The following is a 12,917-nucleotide window of genomic DNA, read 5'->3' on the forward strand; positions in this document are numbered from 1 at the left end:
GTGCGTGAGAGCTAATAATAAGTTCGTATGATTATCCTCAATGTTGGGGCTGTGAATTTTCTCTTTTCTTCGGAGGGGTTCATTATGGACATGACTGTTTTCAATGTGGGGTTTGGACAATCCATACTCATGGAAGAGGATGGAGACCAGCTACTGGTGGACTGTGGGAGCAAAAATTCGAGGTCAAGATGGAATCATTCGATTTCCTACATGAAGAACAGTTTAGCAGGAACTAAAAGAAGGCGCACTGCCCTGCTTACCCATTATCATGTAGATCATTACCGGTATTTTAAAGAGATGAAGCCACATTCTTTTGATGACTTTTATCTGCCTTATGTCGGGTTCCAGTCTAAATCCAAAGGGAGCATTCTGACGGAAGAAGCGCTGCTTACCCATCTTTTCCTGAAAGGCAATAAGAGTGATACAAAAGTGTATCTTCAAGATCAGATGCAGATGGTATTTGATTTGTTGAAGAAGAATGGACGGATTGCCGTACTGATGAAGGGGGATTATTTCACGCTGGGGCATACTGTCTGCGAAGTGCTTTGGCCTTCCTTTGATATTGAGAACGAATTTGAAGTTAAAGGGAGGAGAAAACTTATTGATCGATTTAAAAGTTACCTATCTAAGTATAGGGAAGATAATCCAGAGTGGAATGAAGTCTATGCAATGTGGAGTGAACTATACCAGGTTGTTATAGACCGCCTTTATCACTTTTATGAATTGTGTTCTGGAATTGAATATAACGATAATGATACGAATGGAGAAAGAGGAGGCAGACGCGGCAGAAATATAGATCAGATTAATCGTCTGATTGATTTAGACGAAATTCGGGAGATGGTGAAACAGCAAAGAAAAGACTTGGGACAGCTGACGCTATTGTCTTCTGATTTAAAAAAGTCACTTCAGCGAGATGTGTCAGATTCTTTTGCTAAGTTCAGTAAAGAGCTGGCTCACAATTTTAAGTCTGACAATAATGCTGTATCTATCGTATTTAGAGACAGGGTCCCCAATGTAGAGCAAGAAGAAGAAGATGTTGGATATCACCATAAATTTCTTATGACTGGTGATATTACTAAGGATATACTGGAAGAACATATCTTTAAAGATCCCGATGAATCAGGGCAGATTTATAATTTTATCCAGTGTCCGCATCATGGTACGAAAAAGAGACACTACAGCACGCAGCTGCCCAACGCCTGGCATTTCATCATTTCGAATGGCCATTTTGGAAATTATGGGAAAATAGCTCCTGAATATATTCAGCCCTGCATTTTGACCAGTAAGTTAAAAATCTCCAATAGCCAGAGGAGAGCACAAAATACTAATGGCAGTTGTCCTGATATCAATACTATCAGGTGGTGTCTTATACGGAATCATTTTCATTTGCGTTATTATTGCCCTTATTGGGATCCACCTACTTCATTTATGAGGCGTTGGTCTAACGGTCAATGTATTCATGCAGGAAGCCGTATTTGCACAAACCCAACGCCTGAAATATGCAGTCAGCTGGCCCAAGGAAAGCAATGCTCAACGTTTGACTGCCGGCTGCATAAAGGAGAAGAAATTGTCTGCTATAAATTCAATATGGACACGATTCGTTCTCCTCTTGTAGTTACCAAGATTCTGAAACCTTAAAAATTTTCAGGATTGGATTTTGCACTATCTCTGTTTTTATTTACTTGACCTTGGCTGGATAATAAATAAAGTGAGGGGCCATTGGCTTTCTGCTTACGGCTGTTAGCGGCGAGCGGAATTCGCTAAGTAACCTCGGGGCCAAATTGCCACCCGGAGGCGGGGGAGTTCAGCCAATGCTGGACGAAGAACAAGGCCTATGAATATGACGCTGCTTCAAGAACCACCTAATACATGGGTGAAAGCCATAGAACACGCGGTAGGGAGCCAGACGATTCAGGTGTGAGGTATTTATTTGTTCAAAAAGTTGTAAAATGTTATGATGAGATATAGACACTAAATGATCTGGGGTGTTTTATCCTCTCCCCCCCGATATGCGCGATTGGAGGATACTATATGGATAATGCGAAAGAAATGGCACAAGTCTTACTAGATGAGGTGCGTCAGAATTTTGCAAGTGTGGTATGGACTCATAAAATACAAGAGAAGCAGGCAGATATTTATGCAAATCGATATAAAATATTTGAAACCTGTAATATTATTTTTGCAGGTTTTACCTCTTGTGGGGTTGTAGCTATCTTTTTATGTGATGACTATATTACAAAAGTCCTTACGACAGTTGTATCCTTTGGCTCTTTCTTTTTGAGTGCTTACTTAAAGGGCTTTGATTTAAAAAATCTAGAACGACAACATAGGATAGCTGCGAATAAATTTATTATTGTAAGGAATCAACTTCTACATATTATAGCAGAATTACATATGGAATCTAACTTAGAACAAATAAAAGCAGAATATCAACAGATACTTTCTGACTTAAATAAGCTTTACTTAGAAGCACCATCAACAACTGATTCAGCTGTGAGTAAGGCAAGTGAAGCGCTAAATATAAAAAATGAGTATACTTATACAGATGAAGAAATAGATCATTTTCTTCCAAATAATTTAAAAGGGGGGATTCATTAAACATGGCTTTATCTGATGACTTTAAAATTTTCTGTAATAGGATTCAGTTAGATGATCTAGCCGATATGCAGAAAACAACTGAATCTATAGCGAAAAAATTGAATAGTCACTATTATGGACTTGATAAAGAATCGGAATCGCATATGTATATTGTCGGCTCTGTGGGACGAAAAACCGCTATATCTGGTAGTAGTGATTTAGATTTGCTGTTTGATATGCCTTCATGTATATTTAAACAGTATGATAATTATAAGAGCAATGGGCAATCTGCTTTACTTCAAGATGTAAAATCTGTTCTTTTGGAGAGATATTCTAATACAAATATCAGTGGCGATGGTCAGGTTGTTGTTATTGAGTTTAACAAATATACTGTCGAACTGGTTCCTGGATTTAAGCAATCAGACAATAGATTTAAATATCCAGACACACATGATGGAGGAAGTTGGAAAATAACGGATCCATTGAGTGAACAGTCTGAATGCTCTGATTGCAATTCAAAATCATTCGGGATTTATTATGATTTTTGTCATATCGTAAGAAGCTGGAAGAATACCATAGGATTTAAATTTGGTGGACTCCTTATTGACACTTTAGTATATAATTTTTTCAAAGATAATGATGATTTTAAGGATTCGAGTAGTGATAATTATTTAGATATCCTAAAATCTCTATATAAGTCTTTTAAAAATGAAAATCCAAATCAAAATTATTGGCTGGCGGTCGGGAGTAATCAACATGTACTTAATTCAAATAAGGGGGAATTTGTAAAGAAAGCAGAAAAAGCATATGAAACCTTGTCAGATATGGATGATTCATCTTTTGGAATAAACGATGCGTTAATTGATTTGTTGGGGTCAGACTTTCCGAAAGCAGAAGAAACAGTAAATAAATCTGCACGTTATTCAACGGTTGATGAAAATCATAACAAAGGCTTCAATCGAGAAGATTTTATAGAGCAATTAGTTCCCGTAGATATACGCTACTATCTCCATATCGACTGCAAAGTCACTCAAGATGGGTGGAGACCATTCTCTCTGCGTGACATGTTGCATAATCGCTATGCGTTACTGGCTCATAATAAGCGGTTGGATTTTTACATAAAGGAAACTGATTGTCCTAAACCATATAATATTTGGTGGAAAGTAAGAAACGTAGGACCTGAAGCAATAAGGAGAAATATGATACGTGGTAATATCATGGAAAGCAATTCTGAACATCGTTATGAGCATACAGATTTTGCAGGTCCACATTACGTAGAATGCTATTTGATAAAAAATGGTGTATGCGTAGCAAAAGATAGGATAGATGTACCTATTGGAGAATAATTTGGAAGCAAAAAGAATAACAGCACTTTACAACCTGTAGTCCCGTAATTTTATGTCTAGAATTCATCTGATGTCTTCCTGAAATATTCGGTAGATACTTACATTTTACTGATATTTTAGCTCCTGATTAGCTTGAACTCTTCTCTCTCCGAGAATTTCGAAGGAAAGCTCTTTGTACAGTTTTTGGCACTGATTTACCTTTCCTACATCAAAAAGCAAATGGACGAGAATGGACTGTACAAGAAGTATACGATGCAGACACTGCTGGATGATTTGGATATAATTGAGCTTTACCAACAGTCAGGCAAAGCCCATCATCTTTCAGAGATAACAAAGAAGCAGATGGCTCTGCATGATGCAATGGGAGTCGCAATCCCGAAATAGATATAATTTCACGGGACTTCAGGTTAACAAGTTTAGAAATTATGATATGGCGTTGCTTTTATATTCAGCGATTATGTTGAGGTTCATGAAAATGCAGAGATTAGAGGGAGGTACCTTTTTAGCTTCTGGGGGTGTTGGGGGATGATAGCATATGTATTACATCTGTTCGGCTATTCTGAAAAATTAATCCGGTTTGCAGAAACAGGCAACCAAGGTATCCACCATTATGATTGAAAAAGCAATTGACAAATTTGAGAATACTTTCTGCTTATAGAGGCTAGAATTTAGTTGAGTGGAAGACAGAAGGTGCTTATAATTCTTAGGAAATAAGTAAAAAGATGATGTACAATGTAAGTGGTATCAATAACGTGCAAAGTTATTATTAGTACAATGAATGGAGATACTAAAACATAAAAAATATTTACAGCAACATTTTTTTATCAATACGGATCTGACTGATTATTTATTAGCATATTTAGCTTTTGTCTAAAATGTATTATGACCATTAGTTGCTATTATTAGTTATTGATTTGAGTTTAGAGATTCCAATAAAATTTCTCGTTATTTGCATTTGAAAAGAGGTATATCATGGGTAAGGTTATTTCCATTATCAATATGAAGGGCGGAGTGGGAAAAACGACACTGAGCACTGGCCTTGCAGATTATTTTTCCGACAAGGGACTTAAGATACTTTTAATTGATGCAGATCCTCAGTTCAATGCAACGCAAGCGATTATAGATTGCTATAAAGGCGATAATAGTGTAGAAAATGATTATTATATAAAAGATATTCTAGGCCGAAGCAAAACAATATATGAGTTATTTAAACCGCAAGTGGATTTAACTAAGCCAAAAGAGATGCCGAAAGCAAGCCATTTAATTGTTAATGCAAAGGAAAATTTAGATATTCTTTGCGGAGATCTAAATTTGGTGCTTGCTAATAATAGTGCAGAGCATACATTTGTGCGTAAGCTAAAGGTGTTTATAGATAAAAACAATCTTAAAGACAAATACGACTTTATTATTATTGATTGCCCTCCTACATTGACCATTTATACGGATAGTGCGCTAATGGCTTCTGATTTTTATCTTATTCCTAATAGGATAGACAGATATTCCATTGTGGGGATTCAGTCCCTTCAAAGGGCTGTTTCAAATTTGATTGAAGAAGAGGGAATTTCTTTGAAGTGTATTGGTCTAGTTTATACTATGGTTAATAATAAATTATCAAAAGAGAGTAAGCTAAAAATAGACTTTGAAAGTAAAAAGGCTGTTGATGATATTGATATTTTTGCATCGAGTTTAAATCTTTCAAATAATATATCAGCAGGTGCAAAAGGACCTATTCCAACAAAATATAAATTGCCAAGGCAGGATATTGAGGCTATCGGTGAAGAACTTATTTGCAAAATTCACGATGCTTAGGAGGAGGGAAAAAGAAAAATGTATACATCACTTTTACTTTTTCGCAATGAATTAAAAAACAACAAAATTCCACTTTACAAGATAGTGGGAATTCTTTCTGTTTTGCTTTTATCAAAAGAGATCTTTCCTCATAATGAGATGATAAAAGGGTTTCTCATGGAGATTTTGGGACTAAGCTATAAAGAATATGTCTTCCGCTCAAGAACGCTGCTATGCGCCCGAGTTACAAGAGATTTGATTAATGAAAAAGTTGTCAATGATTACAAACTAAAATTGTATAAATTTTTAGAGACGCAAATTGAAGTCTTAAAAAGACGAGATAACATCAAAGAAAATAATAAGTTGAACGGGTGGATATAAAATGGTAGTAAATGATTTGACTCGTGGTGAAATTGATGAGTTAAATAACAATATGGATAGCTTTCAACGATACATCAATTCCTACTGTAAGGATCAGAATATCACATTGTCACAGGCAACGAATTCCTTTTTAAGATTTTGGGCTAAGCATATTATTTTTATGAATTATTTAAAGGAATATGATTATATCAAATGGCATTGTCGGATTAGCGGAATCATTTCGGATATGTTTTTCTTTTCAGCGAGCATTATTTTGAATCAAAAACGGTATATGTATCTAAATTTACGTTCGTTTATTGAATCATTCATGAGATTATTGCTTAATGAGGAAATAGAAAATGGGCAAATAACTAGAAAGGCATTTGAGAAATTTCGATTGGTATATAAGAATGATATTCTTAATGCTGATGATTTTTCTATTATCAAAAGTGTTTATCAAGAATCTTGTGTGGCTATTCATAATCCTTTATTCGAAGGAAATGATTTGGCAAAGGGGATAAGGGATTGCTTGGAGTATAGATGTGGCGCTGGTGGGAGGTATACAGTTATGGGGAAAAATTTTAATAATGTAATAACTGTTACATCTATCTTTATTAAGCTACTGATTTATAAATATAAAGATCAAATTAATGGGGCTTTTCACAGACGAAAGAAGCTGATGGCTAAACTTGTAGGTGACAAAATGGTTGAATCTTTATCATCTTGATAAATTTGAAAATTAATTTCTAGTTCTGTAGTTTTATATTCAGGATCACCGGGGCTTTCACTTGAAATTCTATTATTAATATTTTCAAGCAATTTTTAGTGACAAATGGATTAAATTCTCATTCCTTCATGTGCATATAATATAATTTATATCTAGCAAGGCGGAGATTTCTATGGATATGCCAGCTAACGCCAAGACGCAGACTATCTCGGGAAAAAGTATATCTTTATTGATACTCCCTATTGGAATGCAGAGAAGCATCGCGGGGAGCATAAGCGCCGCTATATTGGTAAAATAGTTGAAGGTCAGTTTGTTCCGAATGGGAAGTATCTGCTGTCACTGGAGAAGTCCGGGACAATAAAGCCTGGGCCGATTCCCGCCACAGAATGCAAGCGGCAGTTTTATGGCGCGACCTATCTTCTTGACCAAATTGGTGATAAGCTCGGAATTGTGGATGATTTGAAAGCGTCCTTCCCCGACAAGTATAAGCAGCTCTTGTCACTTGCCTATTTCTTTGTCTTGGAGGAAGGCATGTCTGCTTATCGTCTCCGCAAGTGGGCGTTGACTCATAAGCATCCCTATGGTAGGGACATCCCCTCCCAGCGGATTAGTGAGCTTATGGGCTCCATTGATGAAGCCTCAAAGATGAACTTTTTCCGTCGGCAGGCTCGGCGCAGAGCAGAGAAGGAGTTTCTTGCTTTTGACACCACGTCGATTTCTTCTTATTCTGAGCTGATCAAATTTGCCAAGTATGGGAAGAACAAGGAAGGAGACCATCTGCCACAGATTAATCTAGCTCTGCTGTATGGAGAAGTGTCACGGCTTCCGGTTTATTTCCGCAAGCTTACAGGAAATACGGCACACGTCAGTCTGATACGAAATCTGATGCTGGACATTGATTTCCTGGATATGAAGAAACTGAGCTTCGTTATGGACAGAGGTTTCTACAGTGAGAAGAATATTAATGACCTGATGAAGCATCACCATAAGTTCCTCATAGGTATTAGATGCGGACTGAAAATTGCCAGGAAACATCTTGATGAGGTCCGTGGGGAAAAGCTGATCAGCTGGGAAAATTACAACGATGATGTAGGCCTGTACGCCACGAGCTTTACCGATGAATGGAACTACAGGGAAGAGCAGCCAAGGACGGGGAATTGTGTATGTGACAAGCGGAGAGTCTATGTCCATATATACTTCAACGACCGGCGCTGTACCGATGAACGGCTAAGCTTTGCAAAGTACCTGATACGTCTGCAGGATGAGCTGAAAAGCGGCAAGAAAGCGTAAGGACACTTGAGGGACTACGATAAGTACTTCGTAGTCAGCGAGACCCTCCAAGAAGGGACTGCATATTGTTCCCAATGGAGATGCAATTCGTGAACATCAGCGTGATTTCGGCTATTTTGTTCTGCTTTCCAACGGGGTTAAGGACCCGGAGGAAGCCATAAAGCTTTACCGAGTCAGAGACCTGATAGAAAAGGCTTTTGCAAATCTGAAAGAAAGGCTGGATATGAGGCGTATGTCCGTCTCCTCCTCCGAGAATTTCGAAGGAAAGCTATTTGTACAGTTCCTGGCACTGATTTACCTTTCCTACATCAAAAAGCAAATGGACGAGAATGGATTGTACAAGAAGTATACGATGCAAACACTGCTGGATGATTTGGATATAATTGAGCTTTACCAACAGCCAGGCAAAGCCCATCATCTTTCAGAGATAACAAAGAAGCAGATGGCTCTGTATGACGCGATGGGAGTCCCATTTCCGAAATAGATATAATTTCACGGGACTTCAGGTTAACATGCAATAATCACTGGAAAAAGAAAAGAGGAATGTAGTATAGCATTTCATTCATTTTTTTACTTAAGCTTGGACGCATTTGACAACTATTTATCATAAGAAATGCTCAGAGCTTTTGCCAATTTTAAGTAAAAAGTCATTGAAACGCTATAGTAGTTAGGTTACAAATTGATTCCCATAGTTGTATAATAAATATTTCATCGGAAAAACATACTTTTGTATTTAATAAAGAGGTATTTACTTGTATAATAAAAAAGAGAGTCATCTGAAACAATGGCTTAACACCATAAAATTTTAATATCATTTCTATGTGAGGTCATAATATGAAACTGGTAATAGAAAATATAGGGAAAATAAAAAAAGCGGAGTTTGATTTTAGAGGAATTACGGTTATTGCCGGAAATAACAATACAGGTAAAAGTACTGTTGGTAAAGTTTTGTATTCTTTTTTCAATTCACTTCAAAATGTAAGTGAAAAGGTCGAAAATCAGCGATATGAGGAAAGATGTGATGCATTACAAGCCTATATGACTAATGAGATATACTCATCCTTTGAACCATCGGATGAATCAAATCGGATAAGAAGAATTTTTAGTGCGTTAAAGTTCAAAATTCCCGAAGATCTTGATCTTAGAGATAAGTCAGAGGTAAAAAAATGGGTGGCTTCTGCGCTAAAAAAGCGCGGGATTAAATTATCAGATAGAAGCGCAGGTTTTTCGAAACTTTGGAAGCAATTTGAGAATATCGACAAGATTGACGATAAGGATATTATATCTGTTTTGGTCGAACGGTATTATAAGGATGTCTTTCATAATCAGATTAATTCCCTTTTTGTGGATGCAGCAGGGAAAGTGAGATTGGATATTCAAAGTAAAGAATTTATATTAGAATTTAAGCATAACAAGGTCACCAGTCAGAATATTCCTTTTGACATTAGGAATAGAGCAATATTTATTCAATCCCCAGATATTATTGATGCATTAGGGGAAAAGAATAGTTTTGCCCATGGCTTTGTAGCTGAATTGATGAATGGGTTAAATGAGCAATTAATTCTCTCGCTAATTAAAAGGACTCGGAAAAATGCTATTGCGGAAACGCAATTTAGAGAAAAAATGACCAATATTACAGCTCTTTTAAATGAAGTGATTCCAGGAGAATTTGATAAAAAATCAAGCGGAAATGTTGTTTATAACGAGAAAGAATTTGAGGAACCTCTTTCTGTTATAAATCTCTCTACCGGATTGAAATCATTTGCACTTCTTCAGCTTTTACTCGATAACTCAGCGCTTGGAGATAAAGATGTGTTGATTTTAGATGAACCAGAGGTAAATCTTCATCCCGGATGGCAACTTAAATATGCAGAGCTTATTGTGCTCTTGGAGAGGGCCTTTAATTTAACAGTCCTTCTTACAACACATAGCCCTTATTTTTTACGAGCAATTGAGATGTATTCCCGCAAATATGGAATTACAAATGATTGCGATTATTACCTGGCAAGCTTGACTGGGAACAATGAGGCAGAATTCTTTCATGTCAATGACCAATTGAATCGTATCTATCGGGAAATGGCAGAGCCTTTTGAAGTGTTAAACCATATTGATGATAATTTAGAAAATTGATTGGTCGCTTATAATGCGTTTAATGGAGCGAGACATGGGAGATTTTGACATGAACTTATTATCTGCTTCACCAATTCATAAGTATAATGATTTTGAAAATATATTCAGCAAAAAATATCGTGAATATTATCAGGAGATTTCTAAAATATCTTATGATACAACGAACAAATATATCCTATGCGATACGAATTGGCATGCCTATAATTTCGATAAAATAATTAAATCATGGTCCATAAAACAGCAGCTTAACCCATTCTTTACTGTTGATGCGGTATCTTTCAAGTCTGATTTTTTGAATTTTATTGAGTTCAAAAATGCTAAGTTAAGTGATGAAAAGAAATATCAAATTTACCTAAAAATCGATGAATCGTATCGCTGGTTTGAAAAAGTATTTCTTGAGTCTCATTGGCTTGATGCAATAGACATAAAGAAAAGATTTATTTTCGTTTATAATCCAGAAAAGATTGCTAATGGTGACAAAGGATATCGAGATATTAATGGTACAATTGAAGCTTTAGCAAATAACAAAATTCCTAAGGAAAGTAAGGGGGAAATTGTAAAATCTAAGTTACGGAGGATAAATGAAATGAGTATTCTATTAAAATATTTTGATGATATTCAGTTTCTAACTGCAGATGAATTTATGAAAGACATAGGGAAATATTGTAATCGCTAATCAATACGTTTTATTCTCAATGTTTTGTATAAGGTAATTCGCTCCTAGGGAAATGCTGACTTAAATCCACTATTTGCTGAGCAGCGTTGCATAATCCTGTTAAATAGAGATAATGATAGATAAGATGAAATTTTGGCAGCAGTCGTCGAAAGGTGCCAATCAGGGGTAGTTTAAAATCTGTTCCCATAGGTAAGTGAAATGGCGGTTCAATGCTACACAATACGCGTGTGAGAACCATACGATATGATAGTGAGAGCCAGTGAATACGCAGGAGGGAGCCATCCACTCAAGGTGGGTGGTTTTCTCCTATTTTGCCGTTTCTTCAAGGGATCTATCCTTATAGCATAGGGGAAATAAGTTGGCTCTCCGGTGGGTATCATACTAAAAAAGGGCTCTCGTTTGGTGTATTAGTGGGACTCTCATCAGCGTATTAGATGGCTCTCAGTGTATTTAGTGAATGTTGAATAACTATTTATGGTCGGATGCATTAGATAATTACTGAGATTTTACACGTAATATGGCATAATATATGCATAGATAACTTTAGCATCCCCGGATTTTCTTTGCACATAGGAGCTCTATTCATGTATAAACTCACTCCCCAGTACCAGCAAATTTCTATTTTTGACTTCAATCAGCCGGGTGGGCTCCAGCTTTCCTCCGACAATAGATGGGTTCAGCTGGCGGATTCCCTTGAGTGGAACAAGTATGTAGAGCGCTATGCTGAGCAGTTCCCTTCTAAAACAGGACGTCCGGGAATTTCTTTTCGTATTGCCTTTGGCGCATACATTATCTAGAAGGTAACCGGAGCTTCTGACAGGAAATTATGTGAGCTCATTGCAGAAAAACCATATTATCAGTATTTCCTTGGGCTCCCATCTTTTCAGTCTGAGTGCCCGTTCACCTACTCTGCTATGGTGTATTTTAGAAAGAGATTCACACCTGAGTTCCTTATGGAAGTCAATGAAATGATTCTAGCAGCGTCTGATGTAACGCCGGAACACAGGGAGGATAAGTTGGAGGTGCCCGATGGCACTGCTCTCCCCGACAATATGGAGACCTTGATTCTGGATGCGACCTGTTCTCCTTCGAATATCCGGTATCCTCAGGATTTCTCGCTTCTCAATGAAGCCAGGGAGCATCTGGAGGGGATGATTGACTATTTCAATGATACCTATCATCCCTGGGCTAAGCCAAGGACTTACCGGGAAATCGCCAGAAAGGACTACCTGAAGCTGGCAAAGTCCAAGAAAAGGTCTGCAAAAGCTGTCAGAATGCAGATTCGGCGGGAGTTATTCAATCTTGCCCGTGATATGCGCTATATCGAACAGTACCTTGCGGCAGGCTATGAGCTTCCGGACAAGTATCGGCAGTTGTACCAGACCATTCAGAAGCTGTATGAGCAGCAGAAGTACATGTATGACCACAAGACACACCGAATCGATCATAGGATTGTCAGCCTGCGTCAGCCCCATCTGAGGCCCATTGTACGCGGCAAGGTCAAGGCACCGGTAGAATTTGGTGCCAAGTACGATGTGAGCATTGATGAAAAGGGACATGCCCGAATGGAAAAGCTGTCATTCGACCCTTACAATGAAGGCGGCATTCTGACTGATGCAGTGGAATGGTATAAAAACCGTACCGGCCATTATCCTATGAGGGTGCTGGTCGATCAGATTTATCGCACTCGCACAAACCGAGAGTTCTGCAAGCAGCATGGAATTCGCAAAAGGAAGAATACCAGGACAATGTCGATAGAATCGAGGTTGAGCGCTTCTTCAGCTTGGATAAGCACTGCTATGGTGCCGGGCTTATCATGACTAAACTGCCGGAGACGACGTTGTCTTCTATCGCCATGTCTGTTCTTGTGGGGAATCTGTTCAGAATCCCCACTGGGTCCCTTTTTTGGCTCTATTTTGTGGATTTAGGGGCAGAATCAGAGTCTCAGCACTATATGGAGTTGGTAGACTGAGATTCCGAGGCGCCCTCAGGGTCAAAATGTCTCCTGAAAAATGAATTTTCA

General features: G+C 37.7%; 10 protein-coding genes and 1 pseudogene. All 11 read left to right on the forward strand.

The window, feature by feature from the left end:
- Positions 1-84 precede the first annotated feature (84 nt).
- The 11 genes and pseudogenes from NW747_RS04500 (at position 85) to NW747_RS04545 (ending at position 12,866) form a co-directional block, all read left to right on the forward strand.
- Entirely contained in the window at positions 85-1,638 is a 1,554-nt protein-coding gene (locus tag NW747_RS04500) for a ComEC/Rec2 family competence protein (RefSeq protein WP_273188159.1), read from the forward strand.
- A 393-nt stretch (positions 1,639-2,031) separates the two neighbouring features.
- Positions 2,032-2,598: an SLATT domain-containing protein gene (locus NW747_RS04505; RefSeq protein ID WP_273188160.1), complete on the forward strand. Its 567-nt coding sequence runs from the start codon at positions 2,032-2,034 to the stop codon at positions 2,596-2,598.
- A 2-nt stretch (positions 2,599-2,600) separates the two neighbouring features.
- Positions 2,601-3,923: a nucleotide-binding domain-containing protein gene (locus NW747_RS04510; RefSeq protein ID WP_273188162.1), complete on the forward strand. Its 1,323-nt coding sequence runs from the start codon at positions 2,601-2,603 to the stop codon at positions 3,921-3,923.
- Positions 3,924-4,895: 972 nt separating this feature from the next.
- Entirely contained in the window at positions 4,896-5,732 is an 837-nt protein-coding gene (locus NW747_RS04515; RefSeq protein ID WP_273188163.1) for a ParA family protein, read from the forward strand.
- A gap of 18 nt (positions 5,733-5,750) precedes the next feature.
- Positions 5,751-6,092: a hypothetical protein gene (locus NW747_RS04520; RefSeq protein WP_273188164.1), complete on the forward strand. Its 342-nt coding sequence runs from the start codon at positions 5,751-5,753 to the stop codon at positions 6,090-6,092.
- Between the two features lies 1 nt (position 6,093).
- Entirely contained in the window at positions 6,094-6,798 is a 705-nt protein-coding gene (locus NW747_RS04525; protein WP_273188165.1) for a hypothetical protein, read from the forward strand.
- A 372-nt stretch (positions 6,799-7,170) separates the two neighbouring features.
- Positions 7,171-8,088 (forward strand): IS1634 family transposase, encoded by a 918-nt coding sequence (locus NW747_RS04530; RefSeq protein ID WP_472924493.1) that lies wholly within the window; start codon positions 7,171-7,173, stop codon positions 8,086-8,088.
- A 64-nt stretch (positions 8,089-8,152) separates the two neighbouring features.
- Positions 8,153-8,572 (forward strand): IS1634 family transposase, encoded by a 420-nt coding sequence (locus NW747_RS10360; RefSeq protein WP_472924494.1) that lies wholly within the window; start codon positions 8,153-8,155, stop codon positions 8,570-8,572.
- A gap of 350 nt (positions 8,573-8,922) precedes the next feature.
- On the forward strand, positions 8,923-10,218 hold the full coding sequence (locus NW747_RS04535) for an AAA family ATPase (protein WP_273188167.1): 1,296 nt from the start codon (positions 8,923-8,925) through the stop codon (positions 10,216-10,218).
- Positions 10,219-10,252: 34 nt separating this feature from the next.
- Positions 10,253-10,894 (forward strand): hypothetical protein, encoded by a 642-nt coding sequence (locus NW747_RS04540; RefSeq protein ID WP_273188168.1) that lies wholly within the window; start codon positions 10,253-10,255, stop codon positions 10,892-10,894.
- 584 nt (positions 10,895-11,478) lie between these two features.
- Positions 11,479-12,866: pseudogene (locus tag NW747_RS04545) on the forward strand (IS5 family transposase).
- Positions 12,867-12,917: the final 51 nt, after the last annotated feature.

This window comes from Dialister succinatiphilus, assembly GCF_928721695.1.
In the GTDB taxonomy this organism is placed as follows: domain Bacteria; phylum Bacillota; class Negativicutes; order Veillonellales; family Dialisteraceae; genus Dialister; species Dialister succinatiphilus.

Bases quoted from the DNA above. Each gene is read 5' to 3' on its own strand.
- NW747_RS04525 (WP_273188165.1), top strand. From the start codon at position 6,094: ATGGTAGTAAATGATTTGACTCGTGGTGAAATTGATGAGTTAAATAAC.
- NW747_RS04540 (WP_273188168.1), top strand. From the start codon at position 10,253: ATGGGAGATTTTGACATGAACTTATTATCTGCTTCACCAATTCATAAG.
- NW747_RS04535 (WP_273188167.1), top strand. From the start codon at position 8,923: ATGAAACTGGTAATAGAAAATATAGGGAAAATAAAAAAAGCGGAGTTT.
- NW747_RS04510 (WP_273188162.1), top strand. From the start codon at position 2,601: ATGGCTTTATCTGATGACTTTAAAATTTTCTGTAATAGGATTCAGTTA.
- NW747_RS04500 (WP_273188159.1), top strand. From the start codon at position 85: ATGGACATGACTGTTTTCAATGTGGGGTTTGGACAATCCATACTCATG.
- NW747_RS04505 (WP_273188160.1), top strand. From the start codon at position 2,032: ATGGATAATGCGAAAGAAATGGCACAAGTCTTACTAGATGAGGTGCGT.
- NW747_RS04515 (WP_273188163.1), top strand. From the start codon at position 4,896: ATGGGTAAGGTTATTTCCATTATCAATATGAAGGGCGGAGTGGGAAAA.
- NW747_RS04520 (WP_273188164.1), top strand. From the start codon at position 5,751: ATGTATACATCACTTTTACTTTTTCGCAATGAATTAAAAAACAACAAA.